This is a genomic window from Lacrimispora xylanolytica, from assembly GCF_026723765.1.
In the GTDB taxonomy this organism is placed as follows: Bacteria; Bacillota; Clostridia; order Lachnospirales; family Lachnospiraceae; genus Lacrimispora; species Lacrimispora xylanolytica.
Window position 1 is genome coordinate 3,365,813 of the sequence record NZ_CP113524.1, and the last position, 21,321, is coordinate 3,387,133.

18 protein-coding genes are annotated in these 21,321 nt (G+C 43.5%); 2 read left to right on the plus strand and 16 right to left on the minus strand.

Annotated elements, in window-relative coordinates; genetic code table 11:
• Nucleotides 1–13: 13 nt before the first annotated feature.
• The 5 genes from OW255_RS15715 to OW255_RS15735 all read right to left on the minus strand — a co-directional run bounded on the left by OW255_RS15715 (nucleotide 14) and on the right by OW255_RS15735 (nucleotide 4,673).
• Complete coding sequence (locus OW255_RS15715; protein ID WP_024838597.1) at nucleotides 14–832, minus strand: PTS system mannose/fructose/sorbose family transporter subunit IID; 819 nt, start codon at nucleotides 830–832, stop codon at nucleotides 14–16.
• A complete protein-coding gene (locus OW255_RS15720; protein WP_268114607.1) occupies nucleotides 832–1,638 on the minus strand; it encodes a PTS mannose/fructose/sorbose/N-acetylgalactosamine transporter subunit IIC in 807 nt (268 codons plus the stop codon). Before OW255_RS15720 ends, OW255_RS15715 begins: the two co-directional genes overlap by 1 nt.
• Before the next feature lie 13 nt (nucleotides 1,639–1,651).
• Nucleotides 1,652–2,143, minus strand: coding sequence for a PTS sugar transporter subunit IIB (locus OW255_RS15725; RefSeq protein ID WP_268114608.1), 492 nt, complete (start codon nucleotides 2,141–2,143; stop codon nucleotides 1,652–1,654).
• A 16-nt stretch (nucleotides 2,144–2,159) separates the two neighbouring features.
• Entirely contained in the window at nucleotides 2,160–2,567 is a 408-nt protein-coding gene (locus OW255_RS15730; protein ID WP_268114609.1) for a PTS sugar transporter subunit IIA, read from the minus strand.
• A gap of 129 nt (nucleotides 2,568–2,696) precedes the next feature.
• Nucleotides 2,697–4,673, minus strand: a complete 1,977-nt coding sequence (locus OW255_RS15735) for a BglG family transcription antiterminator (RefSeq protein WP_268114610.1) — start codon at nucleotides 4,671–4,673, stop codon at nucleotides 2,697–2,699.
• A gap of 246 nt (nucleotides 4,674–4,919) precedes the next feature.
• On the opposite strand from OW255_RS15735, the gene OW255_RS15740 reads away from it, so the two are divergent.
• Nucleotides 4,920–5,918 (plus strand): saccharopine dehydrogenase family protein, encoded by a 999-nt coding sequence (locus tag OW255_RS15740; protein WP_268114611.1) that lies wholly within the window; start codon nucleotides 4,920–4,922, stop codon nucleotides 5,916–5,918.
• A 58-nt stretch (nucleotides 5,919–5,976) separates the two neighbouring features.
• Here OW255_RS15740 and gnpA read toward each other — a convergent pair whose 3' ends face one another.
• The 5 genes from gnpA to OW255_RS15765 form a co-directional block, all read right to left on the minus strand.
• Nucleotides 5,977–8,133: a 1,3-beta-galactosyl-N-acetylhexosamine phosphorylase gene (gene gnpA, locus OW255_RS15745; RefSeq protein ID WP_268114612.1), complete on the minus strand. Its 2,157-nt coding sequence runs from the start codon at nucleotides 8,131–8,133 to the stop codon at nucleotides 5,977–5,979.
• Nucleotides 8,130–9,371 carry a rhamnogalacturonan acetylesterase gene (locus OW255_RS15750; protein WP_268114613.1) on the minus strand — a complete coding sequence of 414 codons (1,242 nt, stop codon included), beginning with the start codon at nucleotides 9,369–9,371 and terminating at the stop codon, nucleotides 8,130–8,132. Before OW255_RS15750 ends, gnpA begins: the two co-directional genes overlap by 4 nt.
• Nucleotides 9,372–9,434: 63 nt before the next feature.
• Complete coding sequence (locus OW255_RS15755; protein WP_268114614.1) at nucleotides 9,435–11,102, minus strand: extracellular solute-binding protein; 1,668 nt, start codon at nucleotides 11,100–11,102, stop codon at nucleotides 9,435–9,437.
• A 33-nt stretch (nucleotides 11,103–11,135) separates the two neighbouring features.
• On the minus strand, nucleotides 11,136–12,050 hold the full coding sequence (locus OW255_RS15760) for a carbohydrate ABC transporter permease (protein ID WP_268114615.1): 915 nt from the start codon (nucleotides 12,048–12,050) through the stop codon (nucleotides 11,136–11,138).
• A 12-nt stretch (nucleotides 12,051–12,062) separates the two neighbouring features.
• Entirely contained in the window at nucleotides 12,063–13,019 is a 957-nt protein-coding gene (locus OW255_RS15765; RefSeq protein WP_024838607.1) for an ABC transporter permease, read from the minus strand.
• A gap of 286 nt (nucleotides 13,020–13,305) precedes the next feature.
• Between OW255_RS15765 and OW255_RS15770 the strand changes: the two genes are divergently transcribed.
• Entirely contained in the window at nucleotides 13,306–14,259 is a 954-nt protein-coding gene (locus tag OW255_RS15770; RefSeq protein ID WP_268114617.1) for an AraC family transcriptional regulator, read from the plus strand.
• A gap of 48 nt (nucleotides 14,260–14,307) precedes the next feature.
• On the opposite strand, the gene OW255_RS15775 is transcribed toward OW255_RS15770, so the two are convergent.
• From OW255_RS15775 to cobA, 6 genes are all read right to left on the minus strand, one after another.
• The gene (locus OW255_RS15775; protein WP_268114618.1) at nucleotides 14,308–15,087 is read right to left on the minus strand and encodes a hypothetical protein; all 780 of its coding nucleotides are present in this window, start codon (nucleotides 15,085–15,087) and stop codon (nucleotides 14,308–14,310) included.
• Complete coding sequence (locus tag OW255_RS15780; RefSeq protein ID WP_268114619.1) at nucleotides 15,080–15,691, minus strand: RNA polymerase sigma factor; 612 nt, start codon at nucleotides 15,689–15,691, stop codon at nucleotides 15,080–15,082. Before OW255_RS15780 ends, OW255_RS15775 begins: the two co-directional genes overlap by 8 nt.
• 210 nt (nucleotides 15,692–15,901) lie before the next feature.
• Nucleotides 15,902–17,764, minus strand: a complete 1,863-nt coding sequence (gene ftsH, locus OW255_RS15785; RefSeq protein WP_024838611.1) for an ATP-dependent zinc metalloprotease FtsH — start codon at nucleotides 17,762–17,764, stop codon at nucleotides 15,902–15,904.
• Nucleotides 17,748–18,290: a flavodoxin family protein BilS gene (gene bilS, locus OW255_RS15790; protein ID WP_268114620.1), complete on the minus strand. Its 543-nt coding sequence runs from the start codon at nucleotides 18,288–18,290 to the stop codon at nucleotides 17,748–17,750. Before bilS ends, ftsH begins: the two co-directional genes overlap by 17 nt.
• A 204-nt stretch (nucleotides 18,291–18,494) precedes the next feature.
• A complete protein-coding gene (gene hemL, locus OW255_RS15795) occupies nucleotides 18,495–19,769 on the minus strand; it encodes a glutamate-1-semialdehyde 2,1-aminomutase (protein ID WP_268114621.1) in 1,275 nt (424 codons plus the stop codon).
• A gap of 3 nt (nucleotides 19,770–19,772) precedes the next feature.
• Nucleotides 19,773–21,317, minus strand: a complete 1,545-nt coding sequence (cobA, locus tag OW255_RS15800; RefSeq protein WP_268114622.1) for a uroporphyrinogen-III C-methyltransferase — start codon at nucleotides 21,315–21,317, stop codon at nucleotides 19,773–19,775.
• Nucleotides 21,318–21,321 lie beyond the last annotated feature (4 nt).

A 21,321-nucleotide genomic window follows, 5' to 3' on the forward strand; every position in this document is an offset into this window, starting at 1 on the left:
CATCCTCTCCCTTTTAGAATATTCCAATAAAGGCTCCAATAAAGGCAAAGGCAAAGATTCCAACAATCAGCTGTACCGGGCGTCTGCCCTTTTTAATCAGTCGCATCAGGAATAATACAAGAATGATGCTCAAAATACCAGGAAAGATGGAATTTAATACATCTAAGATCACCACAGAGGTCTTTCCCATCTGAATGGTCCAGTTAAGAGGAACATTAACAATGCCTGCCGTCATCGCTCCTACCATGGTAACTCCCAGAATAGATGCTGACTTTCTAAGAGCCGGCATGAGTCCGGAGCTGAATATCTTATCGATAAATGAAGTTCCGTAAATGTATCCGAATTTGACACCAAAATATTTTAAAATAGACTGGGTGATGCCGTACAAAAAGATAAATATAGGGACTCCTAAAAAGTTTCCCTGTGAACAGAGTCCGATGGCAACGCCTGCTGCAATGATTCTCAAACAGTTAAAGAACAGGGAATCGAACATGCCTGCCGTAGGTCCCATTAATGCTGCTTTAATGCTTTCAATGGTCTTTGCGTCAACCGATTGTTTCTCCTTGTGCTCCTTTTCCATGGCATAGGATAGTCCGGCGATAAAGGAAAATGGAACAGCGTGTGTATTAAAAAAATTCTGATGTCTGGCGTAAGCCTCTTTTTTTCCTTCCTCATCGCCTTCGTAGGTTTTCTCGATGGCTGGCTGCATGGTAGCGGTAAAGCCATTGGCCTCCATCTTGGTCATATTAAAGGACAAAAAGGTCAAATGAGAACGGATAAACATAGATTTTAAGACTTTCTTTTCTTCAATGCTTAAATTTTTCTTTTCCATTAGAAAAAATCCTCCTCATCGTCTGATGGCCTCTGTTCCGATGCCACCATGGAATTTTTTACATCAATCAATTGCTTTTCGTAGAAGAACATGGTAATTGCAATGGCTCCTCCGATGATTGCGATGGATAAGGAATCCATTTTAAGAATTTTAGCCATGACATATCCAACAAAGAAGAAGCTGGCTACATCTTTGGACCAGATCATGGAGATCAGGATGGCAAATCCAACTGCCACCATCATACTGGAAGCTGCTGTTAATCCAGTCATGACAAATGGAGGAAGTGCAGCAAGGGCACTATTTAAACCGGTAACTCCAAAAGCGATTCCCAAAAAGATAATAATTACATTGGGAAGGGGATAGATTAGGCCGGAAAAGATTAAGTTCTGTGTAAGGAACCTTCCAGGCTTTCCGGATAAGGCAAGCTTTTCCCAGTAAGGAGCCAGTGCAGAGCTAAAGGATAATAAGATGCTTGATAAGGAAGCCATAACGGTTCCAATGGGAAGAGCAATGGCAAGTCCTGTTTCCACATCAGAGCCGGTCAAAACGGTATAGCATACTGCTACAATACTGGCGGAGAGCGCATCTGCCGGGACAGAACCTCCGATGGCTGAAATCCCCATGAAGATAGATTCAAGAGAAGCTCCCATGATAATGCCCGTTTGAAAATCACCTAACAGCAGGCCGAGAATGGGGGCAACTACAATGGGACGATTCAAACACTGCCAGGAAAGAATATAGGGATCTAATACAAAAAAGATCCAATAGGTCAGAGTACCAATGAGTGCAACTGTTATTACGGACATAATTCACTCCTCCTTATTCCAATATTTTTGATAGTTCCTCCGGAGCATCATCCGGAACCGTCTGGTAATTACATTTGATACCGGTTTCGATTACTTTCTTTAATACAGCAACCTCTTCGTCGTAGGCATATAAGTTTTTCCGGTAGGATTTCCTTGGTTCTGCATTGATCTTTGTCGCTACCCTGCCGTAATTTCCTACATTCACAAGAGGGATATCAGGTACTTCCGTAACAATCCGAAGGAGGTCCAAAGGAGTGCTGACGATGATCAGTATCTTATGCTCCGCTGCCTTTGGATTTTTAAGAAGTTCAATGGAGGAATTCACATCCTTAATGGCTGTTTTCGCCGTGCTGGGCGCTGCCATCATCAGGGATTTTTGTATGAGCGGATTGTTTGCCGCTTCATCATTGGCTACAATGATCCGGTCCACTTCTGTGTGTCTTGACCACTTGATTGCCACCTGTCCGTGTATCATTCGTTCATCAAGTCTTACCATAACAATCATGTTTTTCACGCTCCTTCTAAAAAAAGTCATCCTCTGGTGTCTTATCATCCTGCTCCAATTGTACGATGCAAAGCATCTCCCGGCTCTGCTCAATCAATTGGTTCAATTCCTCTTCTGTGACGGAGTCTCTGCCCATAAGTCCGATTAAAAATGCCAGATTCGCTCCTGCCACAAGAGTGGTGTTAGGTCGTTGCAAATGCATGCTCATGGCCTGGTTGACACTGCTTCCGTAAAGATCGGAAATCAGAAGAACCTGCTCTCCTTCCTTTACTGTTTCAAAAAACAATTCCAGTTGTTCCTGTACGGAATTTTCATCTACATATGCATCAAATACTGTAATATTTTCACAGTTCCCATAGAGTATTTCCAGAGAACTTTTTAATCCGCTAGCTAAATGGCCATGAGACGATAAGAATATTTTCATATGCTCTCTCCTCCTTTGATACGTTTATTATAATACGGATACTGCATTTTTTCCATGCCTGTATTTGTTTGTAAAAAGTGAAAAGCACTAATTCTGCTTCGAATTAGTGCAAATATTTGCATAGATATATTATTCACTTTTTATACAGGTTTCAATCATTTCCAGCAGAACCGGGCGGCCCCTGTCTGAAAATGCCTTCATGCTTTTGTAGTCAGAAAAAAGCTGGCGCAAACAGTTCTCCATTGCCTTTACTCTCTTCCAGTCATGATTCCAGTTCATGGATAAAAGAAGGAGAAATTCAATCTCCTTCCCCTTCCAGGTTCCCGGTGACTGAAGACAATATAATTCCATGCAGTCCCCTTTACACAGCGAATAAGGAAGATATAATACGGCTAGCCTGGCAGGAAATTGTTGTCCGGAGTCGTAACGGCTGATGGTTTTTAAATGCTTTAACAGTTCCTCCCTCTCTTTCGCTGTTTTTCCGTGACGGTATGATAAAAACTGAAGAAACTGAAGTTCGTCCGTATAGTGATAGTTTTTATTTATTTCAATCTGACTCTCCGGCAGGACCAGTTCATCCGTCTGAAAGGCTTTAATCAGGCTCCGGTTGAATAAGATGTCCATCTCTTTTTCACTGCTTAAGGTGTGGATGACACAGCATGGCAGATCATAATGATAGGCAAGCTCGGTGGTATCCGTAAGGACTACATCGTATTCTTCCTGGTTCATCCCTCTGATCTCATATAATTCTACGATTGTAAAAGACTCTATCAAAGGCTTGTACCTTCTTAAAATCCTTTTTATGATAATTTCATTCAGTCCAAGACCATTGGAATTAACCAAAAGCAGCTTCTGCCCCTTAATCTCGTATTCCGCAAGTGAAGCCATCTTAAATACAAAAGATGCCAATCTGGAATAAAAGGAGGTAGAAAGCGAAATCTGAAACCTCTCTTTTAAAAACTCCGATGCAATGGAAGCTATGGCACAGGACACCGGGCTTTTAAACGCTTGATTTTCATAATCATACCAGAACCGGTCAATGCTTTCTAAGCCAAAGTGTATATGGATGATGAGCGAAATAAGGAGACTGATCAATTCCTTTTTCGCCCATGGCTGATCGGAGAAATCCAGTCTGCACGTATCCCTTATCACATCACGCAGCTCTTCATAAATAAGGCTTGCCTCTCCATAATAAGAGGCGTACTCTATCTCCGGATAATCCACATTCCACATATCCCGGCAGGCCATGAGATAGACGGCCAAAAATATGGTCTCCTCTTCCACAAGGTCATAGCCCTCAAACTGAGTTCTGAGATTTTCATAGATTTTGCCTGCCAGACAATATTCCTTGGAATCTTTTATCTCTTCCTTCCACTGTGAAGGCAGCTTAAGACGGTAGCCTGCCTGGCAGCGGTTTCTTACAATAATAAAATAAATGGCAAGGCGTTGAGTGTTGACATCCGATATTTTGATTTCCGTTTCCCGCAGTGTCTTTAAAAATACGTGGCGGATATCCTGCCGCTCCTCATAATCACAGGTGGTCCATTTGGCATAATCCATCCCTGCGTTATCTAAAAGCACCTTATGAAAATGTACCGCAAAGAGCTCCGTCATGGCAAGTCTCATGTGATATTCTGTTCCAAAAGCCCGGATGCCAAGGCCCGGTTTACTTTCTGTTTCCAGATGATAGCTTTTTAAAAAGTTCATCACATGATTGACCGCTTCCCGGATGGCGCTTCTTGATAAGTAAAGTTCATTTGCAATGTCTTCCAGTCTGGAAAAGCGTGAGGAGGAAACCAGCTTTCGTGCAATATAAAGAAACCTGGCATTGTCGTCGGAGCCAAAGTTATTGGCAAGGCTGGATTGAAATCCGATGGGCTCTAAATATTGTTTAAACAACTCCTGGTCAATAACATGTAGGGAGTAGCCTTCATTCCGCTTTGCAATGAGCTCGGCTCCAATGCCTCTAAGACGTTCTCTGACCTCGGTCATCTCATATTTTATGGTACGGGAACTGACTGACAGTCGTTTTGCCAGTTCATCGGTAGTCAGCGGCCTGTCGCTGACAGCTAATTGATATATAATGCTTTCCTGTCTGCGCTTCATTTTAATTCCCCCTGTTTGCCCCTATTATATCAGAAATTCCAAGGTGGTGCTTCCTGTTTTTTAATGCTTTTTTATCTGTTACAATATAAGGAATGTTATAGTATAATAAACTTATAATAAAACCACACCAACCAGATTGATTCTCTGACTCATGGGAATCATAAAAGTATATGTAATCACACGATACCAGACGCATTCTTCTGTTGTGGTTTAAAAATCATTTGGAAAGGAGACTGATACATTCCTATGAGAGATAAAATAATGATCGTGGGTGGTCATGGCCAGGTGGGCCAATATATTTCCCGAGCCTTAAACGGCGAAAAACTTGTGCTGGCTGGACGTAGCCAGGAAAAAATTGCTGCTTTCTTAAAAACCAGTCATATCAAAGCAGAAATCAGGATCGTGGACATTCACACCCCTGACTGGGCACTTCTTGAGGATATCAGAGCCCTGATTGTATGTGTGGACCAGACAGACACAAAGCTGATTCAATACTGCAACAACAATGAAATGGCTTACATGGATGTCACTGCTAACTCTGATTTTATACAAAAGGTCTATGATTTAACCATTGACCGGGCTTCCATTGTTCTTGGAATCGGCCTGGCTCCTGGAATTACGAATCTCCTGGCCCATGAGCTCACCAAGAAACTGACTCCTCCTGCCGAAGTCCAGCTTCATGTAATACTTGGTATGGGGGACAAGCACGGAGATGAAGCTATTTCCTGGACGTTAAAGCAGTTTACCACTCCTTACACTCACAAAAAATATAACCAGCTAAAGCCGCTTTCCCTGGCATCTTCTACCAGATACAAAAACAAGCAGCTGCCAACCTACAATTTTAATTTTGTGGATCAGCATATGTTAAACAGAAACAGGGAAGGTATGGTTTATACCACATACTTTGGGTTTGATGTGGCCTTTTTAAGCCGGCTTCTGCATCTTATGCAAAAAGTAAACGTAATGGGGGTATTCAAATGGCCCTTCCTTCAGTTCGGGATCCGAAAGATGATGAAAAAGCCATTTATGGGTTCTGATATGTTCATGGCAACAGCAGAAGCTCAGGGGAAAGCTTTAAAAGTAGTGGGAAAAGATGAAGCAAAGTTTACCGGATTGGTGGCTGCAGAAGTTGCTAAGAATCTGGCTGGCAGTAAGCTAAGGCCAGGCTTACTTGGAATTGAAGATGTGGTCACCTTAGACCAGCTAAGTAAGGCAATTGGCTTTAAGGTAATTCAAAGAGATTAGAAAAAAGAAAGCAAAGAACAGGGCACCTCTCTTTGCTTTCTTTTTATTTATCCATTGCTTACAGCTCGATCACTGTAGTGTCATATGGCTCCAGCCTTATTTCTGTCATGCCATCATCCGTCTTAATACGGGTGCTTTGCACCGAATCACTGTTGTTGATGACAACCAGCTTTCTGCTGTTGGGATACCAGGCACATTCTGTTTGCGCATTATCCGTCAGATATTTTTGCTCCAGCTCCATCTTTTTTCCAAAGAGCATGAGATTTAAGAGCAGCCTTGTGTTCTCGTTGGTCACCTTAAAGCTACTTAAAAAGATGCCGCAGCCCGTTCCAAAGGCGTGGTATGTAATCAGTGGCTGCTTATCCTTAGCTGCCAGTACTCTGGTGTCCAAACCGGTCAGGTAAAGGTTGGTTCCTTCTTTTATCTTGGCTCCATCAGGAATCAGTCCTGTAATTTCTTCTTTTATAAAATCATATCGGCCATGACACACTCTGGCTCCTGTGTCCTTATCAAGCCCAAGAACGTGAGACATACGTAAGAAGGTGTGATATCCCTCTATAGCAGATGGCTCATTGACTCCAAGGAATACTCCTCCCTGAGAAACAAAGCCGGATAAGGCCTCCACAATACCAGCATCTGACCATGCCTCGCCGCCGCTCCAGGCTGTGCCTGCTGCACCTGCATTGATGACCACATCGATATTTTTTAATCCGTCCTGTCTGATATCATCAAAGTTTATAAAATCCACCGTAACAGGAAGACCGGACAAGGCTTCATTGATATGAATCAAATCGTGCATAAAGGTTTCATGAAAATGGCCGGATAAGGTCCAGGATCTGAGTTTTCCCCAGGAATGAAGGACTGCTACCCGGATTGGCAGGCAGTATACCTCTCCATCTTCATGAAAGGATTTAAGACTGCGGAATTCATCGGCCACCTTTTCCATATAGCTGCAAAAATCAGGATAATCTTCCACCAGATGAAGATACCCACCCAGGCCAATACGGTCGATTTTTTCCCGCAACAGGGCACGCCGCACTCGAATCCAGTATTCCTTTGCATCCCTCACAGGATCTCCCCCTTCACAGAAGGTGGGAGCACCGCCAAGACCAACGGGGAAGAGATAGGGGTGAAGCCTTAGCTCATGGGTGTCTACAAGAGCGCCTGCACACAGTCTTGCTTCATAGCCAGAGAATACACATTTAATCAATCCGTCAAATCCAAACTCTTTAAATCTACTGCCATAGGGCTCCAGGCCGATCCAGCTGTCATCGTAAAATACATAAGCCTTTTTATGATAGGTATGAACCAGCTCTACAAGCTCTTTTCCGAATTCCACTACAAACTTATTTACAAAATCCATATAATCAAGCTGCTGCTTTTCAGGAGGCATATGAGTGACATGGAATTTTCCCTGATGAATGAAATCTTCTGCGGTTAAGGCATAACCGTATTCTTTCTCAAACTCCATAAGTGCCCTTGGGCTTACGGTGAAATCATAGGAGCCCCAATCGCTGAACAGATTCCGTTTTCGATCACTGCTTCCCCACATCCAGACAAAATTATAAAAGAGGGAAGTAAAACGAACTACGGTTGTAGTGGGGTGCTCTTCACACCATGTTTTAAGCCATTGGTATAAATAATTCCTGGTCTCTTCATGTCTTGGGTCCAGAGGCATCAGGTGCTCTTTCTCCCAGTGGTTTGTTACATGGTTGTACATGGATATCTCTTCCCATATCCGGTATGCCAGAAAGCTGACCGTATATTCATGAAAGGGAAGGACGTTGTTAATCTCTACTTCTTTTGTTTCCGAATGATAGGACCAGGAATCATGTGGCATCTCCTCATTGACGGTGCGGTCATAAACCTGCCAGTATTTCATGGAATCAGAAGTTTCGTTGATCTGAAACTGATCCTCATAAAAATCTTCCATCAGGGGAATTCTTAATTGGCCTGTAAATGCCACCCTTGGCTCTGTCATCAAAAAGGTCTGCTGAAGGTGCTCTGTATGGGTGCTTGCCCATTCATTGTGATCACGAATCAGACAGATGGTAGAATAAATTCCGTATCCTGCTTCTGTTATCTCATCGGATAGGGCAGTTCCGTCACTGTCACGGATCACATCCGCTCCCCAGCGGTCCGCCAGGGTAAGGGTCAGTTCTTCATAGCCGGATTCTCCCGGAAGGGTAAAGCTTCCTCTCTTTGTCTCTCTCATAAATGTTCTCCTTTTTCATATGATAACCAGGCATTCCCCCTGGAGGGTACCCATACCGGTATTTCCCTCCCCGAAGCAGATATTACACCTAAATCAAGCAGCTCTTTCCAAACGTAACCAGCCATATGAAAAGCCCCATAATCATTGGTGTGTGTATAATCAAGTGGATAGAACCATTGTTTGAACTCTTCCATTCCATGCTCCTTCATAAGCTCCATGCTCTTTCCATGAAGGTCAACAACTGGAACACGTAAGATGGTTCCAAGGCTTATGACCTCTTTTGCATAATCTTTTAACAGGTCATTATAAGTAGTTCCATTGTCGATCCAGCTATTTCTCGCAAGAGGCGTAACAAGCACGGGTAAGGCTTCCTTTTCCCGTATCTCCTCCACAAATTCCATTAGATTTTTACGATATCCCTCATCTGCTTTTAGATGGTCAAGCTTCTGGTCGTTATGACCAAACTGAAACAGACAGATATCTCCTTTTCCGATTCCTTCCATCATGATCTCATGATGGCCCTCCGCCCGAAAGCTTTCTGTGGTCAGACCGGAGTGGGCATGATTGGATACTGTGTAATCTCCTTCTAAATAAGCAGGCAGCATCTGGCCCCAGCCTCCGTAGCAGACATTGGGAGCATAAGGATACTCTCCGGTTTGATCTGTCAATGTAGAATCCCCGGCAAGGAATATTGTTTTTCCAATCCAAGGCTCTACCTTCAGCTTTTTTATACGAACAGACCTGCTGATGACCGATATTTTTATTGCCTGATCCGGGAACCGTTTCGTCTGTCCTCTGGGTATAAAGTCACAGACCGATACAGGAAATGCACCGTTCCATTCTACCCCTGCCTTAAGACTTCCCTGAAAGACCAGCTGCCTCCTCCCAACGAATACCAGAACCTCAGGCTCATCTTCCTCTGCACAAAGATTTATAGACAGGAGATAATTTCCCTGAGCCTTAACACCTGCCTGAAAAGATAAGGGAATATCTCCATACGTTGATTTAGAATCCATATAGCAGCCCAATTCTTCCTGTTTGATTCTGATTTCTTCCCCAAAGCCAGCAGCAGGAACAAAACCAGTATTAATCTCCGGCAGGCTGAAAGAAAGAGACGAGCCATGAGACTTCTCCGTAAAAAAGCCATACCCAGAACCAGGCATATAAATGTCACTTGGATCTACCGAAATTCCGTCTTTTCCCATTTCCTCTGTTTGATAAAACAAATATTCTGTCATAGAAAACTCCCATTTTGTTTTTAAGAAAGGGCTGCTGCCAGATCTGCAACAGCCCTCCAATTCTTATTGCGCAATAAAATCTCCGGAATCAATCAGCTTCTGCTTTTCATCAAGAATTTCCTGATATCCGTTGTCTAAATATTCCTTACAGTACTTTTCATACTTGGCATCCAGTTCTTCTGGCTTACAGGTAATCATATCCACATAGAATTCCTGCCACATGGCTGTTAAATCTGCTGCATACTCTCCAGTGGATTCAATGCTCTTTGTAAAGATCGGACTGATTAGTCCATACTGCTCCACTTCTTTTGTATAATCATAGGACTGCTTTACCAGGTCCTCATAGCCGGCTGGGGCAAGGGTTCTGATATTTGCTTTCAGATTTTTCTCTTCGTCCCCGTAATCTGCCATTTCCGTTACCAGACACCAGTAATCCTTGTTATTGTTATTGGAAAGCTTGCTTTCTCCTTTAAAATCCTTGACAGGTTCTGCAATTCCATCGGAATCCAGAGTATAATTAGCTCCCTCCACACCATATTGCAGGAAGAAAAGATTATCAGGCTGTGACATCCAATTTAAGAACATATAGACTGCCGCTCTTTGCTTTTCGTCTGTCTTTGAATTGATTCCCATAATCATTCCGTAGGGTGGGTATTTATAATAGTACGCATGACTGCCCTTTGGTACACCAGCGGTTGGACTAATAACAGAAACCTCTGCTTTTGGGTCGTTGGCCTTTAAGCTGTTTATCACATCTGTATTAGAAGTGATATAAAATGAATAGGTTCCCACATTGCCAGCCACGAAATCTGCTTTCCATGCGGCATCATCAGTATTTAAATAAAATTCCGGGTCAAGAATGCCATCGTTAAATTCCTGGTTTCTTACTTTTAAGTAATCCTTAGTCGCACTCCAGGTAAGAGGTGCCACATTTAAGTCCAGATACAGGTTCAAATCCTTTTTATCTGGCGTGGAACCGATAAATGGATATTCGTAGGTGTAGCTTTTATTAATGATCTGGTCTCCCAGTTTACCAAGACCAGCTTCCTTCCAGGCCTTTGCAGCCTCCTGAAGCTCCTCTCTTGTTGTTGGCTTTTCTTTTCCTACCTGATCCAGCCAATCCTGGCGAATCAGAGTGACCCAGTTATAATAGATAGGATTTCGTTCTGCAAAAAAGAACGTATTCTTACCATCCAGGTTTCCGTATGTACTAATATTTTTTTCCGTTTTCTTAAAATAGTCAGGAGCGTAATATTTCATCTCTTCTAAATTAAGCTCCTGCATGGCACCCTCTGAATTATAGTTCACTGCCTGAGGCATATCGTAATGATAAATAATATCAGGTGCGTTTCCAGCAGCAATCATCTGCATATAATCTGCAATCTCATTCTGCCGGTTAATGGCAACATACTGAACCGTTACATTGTATTTATCTCCAAATTCTTTCTGAATCCAGCGGGTGTAATAATTATTGGCAGGATCCCAGCCTTCAAAGCCTCGGTCATATACCGGGATTTTTATGGTCACATTTTCAGGAAATCCTTTGGAGTAATCGGTAAATCCATTGCCCTCCGCCTTTGATGCTTCTGTCTGGCTCCCCTCTTCTTTTTTGTCATTTGCCGTAGTAGCAGAAACCTTAACCTTTGCGCCACATCCCGACAGAACCCCCGCTGCCATCATGGATGCAAGACCAAAGGCTGCTGCCCGTTTGAAACCCTTCCCTTTTCTCATGAATATCCTCCTTTTCATTTTAATTCCATATCATTAGCCCTTCACCGCACCTATCATAGTTCCCTGAACAAAATATCTCTGTACAAAGGGATAGATACAGATAATTGGCAATGTTGCAAATATAATACAGGAAGACTTTAACACCTCAGGACTTGTGATCTGCCCAGCCAAAGATCCTCCCTCCGCCTTAAAGGATTCACTGGCAGCTACCACAAGATAATAAAGCTTTAACTGTAAGGGCCGTAAATCCACACGCTGCTTAATGTAGAACAGAGCATCGGAATAAGCATTCCAGCGCCCTACCGCGTAAAACAGGGAGATGGTTGCTATAATAGGTTTTGATAAAGGAACCACTATGTGGCTTAAAATCTTAAAATGGCTGGCTCCGTCGATCAGTGCGGATTCAATCAGGCTGTCAGGAATGGAGGCCTTAAAGTTATTTTTCATAATCAGAAAATTATAGGCTGCAAAGGACAGGGGCAAAATCATGCACCACCAGGTATCCAGCATACGAAGATTATTCATCAGCAGGTAATCCGGTATGGTTCCTGCTGTGAAATACATGGTAAACATAATCAAAAAGGTCATGACCTTTCTTCCCTTTAGCTGAACTCTGCTTAAGGCATAGGCAGCGCTTATGGTAAGGAAGGTTCCTATGGCTGTAAAAGCAGCCGTCACAACTACGGATACATATAAGGACCTTACAATAGAAGCATCCTGAAAAACCTTCTTGTACGCATCAAAGTTAATTCCCTTGGGAATCAAGAAAATTTTGTTTGCAATGACATAGGCTTCTTTGCTGATGGACTTTGCAAAGATATGGATAAATGGCAAAAGGCAGGTCATTGATATGGCAAGGAGCAATGCGTAAAAGAATAAGTCTACCAGTAAATTCTTTGCTCTGGTTTTGGTCCATGCCCTATGCCTCTGGTTCTTACTATACTGCATGATCTTCCCTCCTTATATAAGACCGTCTTCTCCAAGACGTTTGGCTATGTAGTCAGCGAGAACAACAAGTAAAAGGCCGATGACAGACTGGAATAAGCCCAAAGCCGTGGCTTCACTGAATTTGCCGCTTTCAATTCCCCAACGGTATACCAAAACAGGTATGGTGGTGGTAAATTCTGTGGCCTTCGCATTGGCCAGGGCGTAAATCCGTTCAAAGGAGCCTCCCATCAGTTTTCCAAGATTCATGATTAAGAGTGTGACAATGGTGCTCCGGATGCAGGGAAGTGTCACATGAAGGCACTGCTTTAACCTTCCAGCGCCATCTACCCTGGCTGCCTCATAAAGCTCAGAATTCACACCAGTAATGGCCGCCAGATATATAATCGTCCCCCAGCCCATGGACTGCCATACTCCAATCAGTACGTAGCTGATCAGCCACCAGGTATTATCCTGCAAAAATGGAATCGGACTGTGGCCCGCATTCTGGATCAATACGTTAACTACCCCGCTGCTGATGGAGAACAGGGAATAACCAATTCCTCCAATGATGACCCAGGACAAAAAATGAGGGAGGTATAAAAGAGTCTGCATGACGCTTTTGAAATATCTGTTTTTAATTTCATTGAGGATTAAGGCTAAAATCACTGGCATGGGAAAGGAAAAAACCAGGTCCAGAATATTTAAAAGCAGCGTATTGCCTACGGCCTGACCAAAATCCCGTTTTCCAAACACCTTCTGAAACACAGAAAATCCCACCCATGGACTTCCGGAATACCCTTTTGCCACCTTGTAATCCTTAAACGCTATGGATAACCCGCTGTAAGGCAGAAATTTAAATACCAGTATAAAGAGCATGGGAAGAATCATGAGTACATAAAGCTGCCAGTCTCTTTGTAAATAACGAAGGAACCCATTCTTTTTTTCCCGATTTGTTCTGCTCTGGTTCGTCATTCTTTCCGATTTTTTCATAATATCCCCCCATAGGTGCAAATATTGTTACATCTATTATAAAAAATTCATAAATCCGTTTCCAATCAATTACCGGTTAAAACTATGCAATTTCAACCTTTTATTTCTTTTGCCTGCCTTGTAATACCTTTTATTTTTCTTCCTATTTCGAGTTTATTTGCATTTTCAACGGATACAGAAGGATTTTTTACATGCAAAACCACTTATTCAAAAAGATTTTTGGTTGAAATGAGAATTATATATCATGTATAATAAAAGGAATAAAATCAGGAAGGATTCAGTACATATGCCCAAGCACAAAAAGACAGTGATTGAATTTAGAGATTATGATCTGCCCACCCACTTTCCTGTCCTTCTTTTAACTGGAGAACATTGGAGGATCTCTGATGTACCTTCGGGGCGTCTTCATATTCACAACTGCCTGGAAATCGGTATATGCGAGACAGACAGCGGCATTATGATTTTTGAAGATACCTCCTACCCCTTTCAGGCTGGTGACATCACAGCCGTATCCTGTGACATCCCCCACACCACCTGCAGCGCTTTCGGCACCAGCAGCAAATGGTCCTATTTATTCGTTGATATGGGGGAACTGCTCCACCCCTTTTTCTCTGGTGCAGATCTTCACAATATGGAGCTTTTCTCGGTCTCTGAGCACCATCTAAGCCTGATCATGGGAAAAAGGGAGTATCCAGTCATTCATTCCCTTGTTACGGAAATCATAGAGGAGCTTAAAAGGAAGGAACCTGGGTTTGAACTGGCGGTGCGGGGATTGTTTCTAGCCCTGGCTTCCAATCTTATGAGAATTTCTGCCCTCCATCATCAAAAAAAAGACCAGCCCCCGGAAAATGCACTTGTCATTGCACCGGCACTGGAATTTATTCGCTACCATTATATGGAAGACTTCCCTATGGAACATCTGGCCGCTTTATGCGGTCTAAGTCCTACCCATTTTCGAAGGCTGTTTTCTTCTATTACAGGAACAAGACCGCTAGAGCATCTTAATACCACACGCATCCGAAAGGCGTCTGATCTGCTGCGCATGACAGAGGAATCCGTCTTAAGCATTTCCGAACGGGTGGGGTTTCATTCTATCTCTAGCTTTAACCGGCATTTCCTATCTGTAACAGGAAAATCACCAAGGGACTGGCGTAAACAGATGTCAATTCTTAAGGACCAGTCCTTGTATAAGTATAATGGCTGGATGTATGCAGAAATCCTTAAAAAATCTGATTCTTAAAAGACCGCCTGGGAAATGCCAGGCGGTCTTACCACGTTCAAACTATAATTATTTCATATCAATGATATCTCTGGCCATTCCAGTTAAGGGTTCCAGACCGAATTCATCAAAGGTAAACAGCAGATAATCAATTCCATTTTCAGACCAGCTTACCATTTGGTATACCTTTCGTTCTTCCTCACTGCTTCCATAACTGATCATCAATTTTCCTTCCTCTTCAAGCTTTTTATCTTCTGGAGAAGGCTCTTTATCTGGGGGAAGAAACAAATAGCTTTGAGATGAAACTGTCATTGTTACGTTATGATAGACTTCTTTTTTAGCAGCCTTGTCATTCTCCTCTGCCAATGCTTCCTGATGAACATGACTGGTAAGCGTTACCTGTTTATTCTTTCCATAGTTGGCATAAGCCTGTGGATATTCCATCACCTCAATATTGTCATCGCCCACACCCCTGACCTTTGAAATATGTCCATTTAGAAAGTTCAGATCATTGGATAATGATTCTGGGATTTTGGGTGACATTTTCATCTGGTCTGCTGCCTTTTCACGAAGTTCTGCTATGGTATAATTATCCCTGTTATCTGAACTACTAATAAAACTTGTGATTTTTCCTGAAGCAACTGCAGTCACTGTACCTAATACTGTAATAACTGCCACTGCCATAAATGCTGCTGCCAGCTTATTGGTTCTTAATTTCATATGACCACTCCTTTGATTACATTTTTTATGAATTTCTAATAGGCGGCGTTCCCTGTCCACCATGGGTTCTAAGGAATCTAATTCTGTTTTTATCTTATCTCTTAACTCATCATCCAGATTTCTAGCCATGACAGATTCCCCTTTCCTCTTCCTCTCTGCTGTCATCCTCCAGCAAATCCTTTAAAAGCTTCCTGGCCTTATATAGACGGGATTTTACAGTTCCCTCCAAGGTTCCGGTCACTTTAGCTATTTCCTTTGTACTCAGCTCATTGTAATAATACAATAGAACAACTGTCCTGTATTTTACGTCAAGGCACTGGAGTGCACTTTGAATCTCTAAAGCAGACTCTGCTTCCAGAACTGTCCCAAGGGGCCCTTTATTTGTTTCATCTTCCAGAATCCGCTCCGCCCTCATTTTATCCTCCTCATTAAAAAGAATCCCTTCAAATGAGAGCTCATATCTTCCCTTTTTTCTTTTCTCATACCGCCAGGCTGTTCTCACCATAATCTGGTAGAGCCAGGGTACAAACCGTTCTGGCTCTTTTAGCGTGGCTCTGTGGAGAAAGCATTTCACAAATGTTTCTTGAATGATATCTTCACTGTCGCTTCGGTTTCCAGTTATGAAATATGCCATTCTGTAAAGCTTTCCGAAGCAGGAACGGTATAATTCATCAAACGCTGTCTCGCTGCCGGCAAGCATGCTTTCCACCAATGTCTTTTTCGCTTCGTCCATTGCCTTTTCCTTTCCTTTTTCGATGCATCTATATACTAAGAGCCAGCAAAGACTCCATTGGTTCATTTTAATTGAATCTTTTTGAAATTTTTTCCAGTCCAACGCAAAAAAAGAACCAGAGAATGAAACAACTGGCTGCAGTCTTACGGCATTCGTAATCCTTGTTCCTACACTGCAGTCAAAGCCGTTTTCGTCTCTGATTCTTTTTATTTATCCTTGTACCGCTTCTTTTCGGAAGATTTCCATAAACTCTTCTCCGGTTATGGTCTCCCGTTCTAAGAGGTATTCTGCAATTTCATGAAGCTTATTGATGTTATCCTTTAAGATCTTATACGCCTTCTGGTGCTGCTCACGAACGATCTGGATTACTGCCTCATCGATCCGTTTTGCAGTCTCTGGGGCACAGGCAAGTGACGTATCTCCGCCCAGATATTGGTTGGTCACGGTCTCAAGGGCTACCATATCAAACTCATCGGTCATACCGTAGCGGGTAACCATGGCTCTGGCAATTCTAGTCGCCTGCTCGATATCATTGGAAGCACCGCTGGTAACTGTTTGAAATATCAGTTCTTCTGCCGCTCTTCCTCCGGTAAAGGTGGCAATCTTATTAAGAGCCGCCTCCTTGGTAAGAAGATGACGTTCTTCTTCATCTACCTGCATGGTATATCCAAGGGCTCCTGAGGTTCTTGGAATAATCGTAATCTTATGAACCGGTGCGGATTGTGTCTGGGAAGCGGCTACCAATGCATGTCCCACCTCATGGTAAGCAATGATCTTCTTCTCTTCCACATTGACAGAGGCATCCTTTTTCTGATAACCAGCGATTACAACTTCCACGCTTTCTTCCAGATCCCTCTGTGTTACGGTTTTTCTTCCCAAACGCACGGCTCTTAATGCACCCTCGTTAATAATATTGGCAAGCTCCGCTCCGCTTGCTCCAGAAGTGGCAAGAGCGATTCCTCTAAAATCCACATCATCAGACAGCTTAACATTCTTTCCATGAACCTTTAAAATAGATTCTCTACCATTTAAATCCGGCAGCTCCACTGGAATACGTCTGTCAAACCGGCCTGGACGTAACAGGGCTTTATCCAGAGAATCGGGGCGGTTGGTGGCCGCCAATATAACGACACCCTTCTTTCCGTCAAACCCATCCATCTCAGCCAGAAGCTGATTTAAAGTCTGTTCTCTTTCATCATTACCGGAAAATCCGCCACCATCACGTTTCTTACCTATGGTATCAATCTCATCAATGAACACGATACAAGGTGCTTTGTCGTTGGCCTGCTTAAATAAATCCCTGACCTTAGCTGCACCCATACCTACAAACATTTCCACAAATTCCGAACCGGAGATAGAGAAAAACGGTACGTGAGCCTCACCCGCCACTGCTCTTGCAAGAAGTGTCTTACCAGTTCCAGGAGGTCCTACTAAAAGGGCTCCCTTTGGTAGTGAGGCACCGATTTCTGCATACTTCTGAGGATTATGAAGAAAATCTACAATTTCTTTTAAGGCGTCCTTTGCTTCTTCCTGACCGGCAACATCACGGAAGGTCTTACCTGTCTCAGATTCCGCATAAATCTTTGGATTTGACTTTCCAAAAGACATGGTATTGGGACCGCCCATACGCTTTTGAAGCTGCCTTGACAAGAAGTTACCTAAAAATACAAAAATCAGGATCGGTATGATCCAGGTGAGCATAAAAGAAAGAATGGGTGACATCTGGGCAACGATGGTCTTTTCAAACTGAACATTATGAGAAACCAACCGCTGCATTAAAGTATCATCCGGCCATGGTCCGGTTTTATATACCTGATATACTGGCTTTCCTTCCCAGTCCTTTTTCCCGGTATCGGATTTAAACTGAATCTCTGTTTCTGTTTTTGCCACTGCCTGAACCTTACCCTGATCCACCATTTCCAAAAAGGTACTGTATGGCACCTCTGTCATGGCTTTTGACTGAATCCATGGTACTGTCAGTGCGTTAAATATGATCATAAGCACTAAAACAATGGCGTAATAGTACATAAATGATTTTTTATTTCCAGAGTCTTTATCATCTTTTAACCCCATTTTGATCCTCCTCTTCTTTTGTTACCTGCTTTAATACGGATTTTACGAACCGGCATACATTATCTAAATCCTGCTCATTGGGATGCAGCATGGCATCCTCGTAAGCAGATATCAAAGCCCTGATCTGCGGCGTATTGCTCACCGCCTGCATCTGTCTGTATTTTTCAAGTATAAAGGGTCCTAACTTCCCTCCACACAAAAAGCAGCCAAGATATTCGTTATCTTCCGGCAGAAAAACAGCCACTTGCCGCTCCACCTGCTTTAAATAATCTTCATTTCCCATCAGCCCGCAGGTTCCAAATAATGCAACCCGTTTTCCATGCAGACTGGAAAGAAAGTCCATCATCTCAGTCTCACAGGTTCCGCGGTTATTCCAGAAACCAATAAAATACGTATCAGCTTCCTCCGTTCGTAATTCCTCCAGTCTGACGATATCTTTGGACTTTCCGGGAAGGGCTTCAAAAATTTTCATAGCCACCTTCTGAGTATTTCCGGTTTTACTAATATATACAACCAAATAGTCCATAGATTGAGCCTCCTCTATGAATAAAATATACCAGAGTTGGTTTTTTATCAATAGAAATTCCAAATGTTAATACAATTTATGTAATTTTTAGAATTTTAAAGAATTTGATCCAGCAATATTCGATAGAGGAAATACTGATTTCTTACACATAAAAAGACCGCAGAAGGAAGTTTTTCCTCTTTCTGCGATCCATGTTTCAACCGATTAAAGATGGCTGGCTGCTTCTTTTATAATACGACAGGTCTTCTCAATATCCTCGTCCGTATGGGCTGCGCTTAAGAACAGAATCTCAAACTGAGATGGGGCTGTGTAAATGCCATGGTCTAACAGATAATGGAAGTAGGCTGCATATTTCTTCGTATCAGAGGTGAGGGCTGTTTCAAAGTCCACCACCGGAGTTTTGGAAAAGAACACGCTGAATAAGGAACCTGCCTGATTGATCTGAGTGTCAGGCAGCGCCTCTTTCAGTGCCGATATAAGCCTGTCTGCCTTTTCTTCCAGCCCCTTATAAATTTCTGGGCGTTCCATTAACGTTTTAATGGTAGCGATTCCTGCCGCCGTTGCAATTGGATTGCCGGAAAGGGTTCCTGCCTGATACACCTTTCCCACAGGAGAAACCGTTTCCATGATTTCCCTGCGTCCTCCATAAACTCCCATTGGCATACCGCCTCCTGCTATTTTGCCAAGAGTGGTCATGTCAGGAATCACACCGTAATATTTTTGAGCACCTCCGATTCCCATTCGGAATCCGGTAATGACCTCATCAAAAATAAGCAGCGCCCCATAGCGGGTGGTAATCTCTCTTAAGAATTCCAGAAAGCCCTGACTTGGAGGAACCAGACCCATATTGGCAGCCACAGGCTCAACCACAACTGCAGCTATTGACTGTGGAAACTGTTGAAACAACGTCTTAACGGATTCTTCCCCATTGTATGTGGCAAGCAGAGTATGCTCTGTATAGGAAGCCGGTACACCGGCACTGTCTGGTGCCGATCCGGTTAAGGCACCGGAACCTGCTTTCACCAAAAGGCCGTCGGAATGGCCGTGATAGCAGCCTTTAAATTTTACAATTTTATCTCTTCCTGTAAATCCTCTGGCTGCACGAATGGCGCTCATGACTGCTTCTGTGCCGGAGCTTACCATTCTCATCATCTCCATGGAAGGAATGCATTCCCGGATGAGCCCGCCAAGGACCAGTTCCTTTTTCGTCGGCGCCCCAAAGGACAGGCCATCAAGACACGCTTCTCTGACTGCCTCTATGACAGGTCCGTAACCATGGCCTAGGATGCTTGGCCCCCAGGAATTTACGTAATCAATATATTCATTGCCATCCTCATCAAAGATATGGGAACCTGATGCCCGTTTTACGAACACAGGTGCCCCTCCTACGGATCCAAAGGCTCGGACGGGACTATTTACCCCTCCCGGGAAATAGTTCCTGGATTCCTCAAATAATGCGTTTGATTCTTCGAATTTCATTTGTCAAACTCCTTTCCTGCCATTGGTCTTCTCACTCCAGTGCTGGCATATAGCCTTTGCCACTCCCTGGATGCTGTATTCTTTTGCAATCAGATCTGCTTTTCTTCCATTGGCCTCCAGCGCCTGTGCCGTGATATCTCCGATACAGACAACCATAAGACCCTCTAATGACTTTAATGCTGCCAATGAATCCTCTTCGAAAAATGCGTCAGCTCCGGAAGCACTTGCAAAGGTGATATAATCAAATTCCTTTGTAATATCTGCTCTTTTACCTTTTGCCTGTTCTTCTTCCCGCCCTTCTTTCCTTACATCGTAAAGCACCACATCATCGTAATCAGCTTCCGTCTCATTGAGAATCTGATTTAATTCTCTGGAGCCTCGTGATGATCTTGGAATCAGCAGCCTGTCATGTTTCGTGATTCGTTCCCTTAATCCTTCTGCCAGATCAATGACCTGGTAATGCTTCGGAGTATAATCCGACCGAAAGCCATATTTTAATAGCTCATCTGCCGTTCCTTTTCCTACCGTGGCAAATTTAATATGTCCAAGAGCCCGGTGATCCTCTCCCTGCTCCATCAGTCCAAGAAAGAACTCCCGGACCGCATTGGCACTGGTAAATACAATCCAGGTATAGCTTTTTAAGTCCTCATAGGCTGCTTGCATCCGTTCATCCGACCGGTAAGATTGTAAGGAGAGACTTAAGAGATATTCTACTGTTCCCCCAAGAGAAGACAGCTCCTTATGAAGCTTTCCTGTAAAGGAAGGAGTTCCTGTTATTCCGATGCGGCAGCCCTCTAAAGGCTGTTTTCCTGTGGAGGAGAAATCAAGAGCCGCCGTTTCTCCTACCACAATAATGGCAGGGCTTTTGACTCCAAATGCTTCTACCTTCTGCTGAATATCCAGTAGATTTCCACGTACCACCTTTTGACCGGGCAGGGTCCCATTCTCAATCACAGCGGCTGGCGTGGTACCAGGCTTTCCCTGATCCATAAGCCCCGATACAATTAAAGGGAGATTTCCCAGTCCCATAAGAAAGATAAGCGTCCCGGATAAGCTTGCGAAGGCATTAAAATCAGGAGGCAGGGTTCCTTCCTCTGACAAGGTATGTCCTGTCATCACATGAAAGCTGCGGCTGATGGCCCGATGGGTCACCGGAATTCCTGCGCTTGCAAGGGCGGCCACTGCTGAAGTAACACCAGAAACCACTTCATATGGGATGTCTGCCTTTTTAAGCGCCAGAATCTCTTCTCCGCCTCTTCCAAATACAAAGGGGTCTCCTCCCTTTAAACGGACTACCTTACGTCCCTTTTCTGCCAGTTCCACCAAAAGCTGATTGATTTCCTCCTGCTTCATGGAATGGAAACCTGCCCGTTTTCCCACATAGATTTTCTCACAGTGGTCTGGCACTGCCTTTAGAAGAAGATCAGAAGCCAGGGAATCATATACCACTGCGTCACAGCTTTTCAGTCTCAGCATTCCCTTTTCCGTAATAAGCCCCGGATCCCCGGGGCCTGCACCTACCAGATAGACAATTCCTCTTTCCTTCATTCTT

Bases quoted from the DNA above. Each gene is read 5' to 3' on its own strand.
- OW255_RS15715 (WP_024838597.1), bottom strand. From the start codon at position 832: ATGGAAAAGAAAAATTTAAGCATTGAAGAAAAGAAAGTCTTAAAATCT.
- OW255_RS15720 (WP_268114607.1), bottom strand. From the start codon at position 1,638: ATGTCCGTAATAACAGTTGCACTCATTGGTACTCTGACCTATTGGATC.
- OW255_RS15725 (WP_268114608.1), bottom strand. From the start codon at position 2,143: ATGATTGTTATGGTAAGACTTGATGAACGAATGATACACGGACAGGTG.
- OW255_RS15730 (WP_268114609.1), bottom strand. From the start codon at position 2,567: ATGAAAATATTCTTATCGTCTCATGGCCATTTAGCTAGCGGATTAAAA.
- OW255_RS15735 (WP_268114610.1), bottom strand. From the start codon at position 4,673: ATGAAGCGCAGACAGGAAAGCATTATATATCAATTAGCTGTCAGCGAC.
- OW255_RS15740 (WP_268114611.1), top strand. From the start codon at position 4,920: ATGAGAGATAAAATAATGATCGTGGGTGGTCATGGCCAGGTGGGCCAA.
- gnpA (WP_268114612.1), bottom strand. From the start codon at position 8,133: ATGAGAGAGACAAAGAGAGGAAGCTTTACCCTTCCGGGAGAATCCGGC.
- OW255_RS15750 (WP_268114613.1), bottom strand. From the start codon at position 9,371: ATGACAGAATATTTGTTTTATCAAACAGAGGAAATGGGAAAAGACGGA.
- OW255_RS15755 (WP_268114614.1), bottom strand. From the start codon at position 11,102: ATGAGAAAAGGGAAGGGTTTCAAACGGGCAGCAGCCTTTGGTCTTGCA.
- OW255_RS15760 (WP_268114615.1), bottom strand. From the start codon at position 12,050: ATGCAGTATAGTAAGAACCAGAGGCATAGGGCATGGACCAAAACCAGA.
- OW255_RS15765 (WP_024838607.1), bottom strand. From the start codon at position 13,019: ATGAAAAAATCGGAAAGAATGACGAACCAGAGCAGAACAAATCGGGAA.
- OW255_RS15770 (WP_268114617.1), top strand. From the start codon at position 13,306: ATGCCCAAGCACAAAAAGACAGTGATTGAATTTAGAGATTATGATCTG.
- OW255_RS15775 (WP_268114618.1), bottom strand. From the start codon at position 15,087: ATGGCTAGAAATCTGGATGATGAGTTAAGAGATAAGATAAAAACAGAA.
- OW255_RS15780 (WP_268114619.1), bottom strand. From the start codon at position 15,691: ATGGACGAAGCGAAAAAGACATTGGTGGAAAGCATGCTTGCCGGCAGC.
- ftsH (WP_024838611.1), bottom strand. From the start codon at position 17,764: ATGGGGTTAAAAGATGATAAAGACTCTGGAAATAAAAAATCATTTATG.
- bilS (WP_268114620.1), bottom strand. From the start codon at position 18,290: ATGGACTATTTGGTTGTATATATTAGTAAAACCGGAAATACTCAGAAG.
- hemL (WP_268114621.1), bottom strand. From the start codon at position 19,769: ATGAAATTCGAAGAATCAAACGCATTATTTGAGGAATCCAGGAACTAT.
- cobA (WP_268114622.1), bottom strand. From the start codon at position 21,317: ATGAAGGAAAGAGGAATTGTCTATCTGGTAGGTGCAGGCCCCGGGGAT.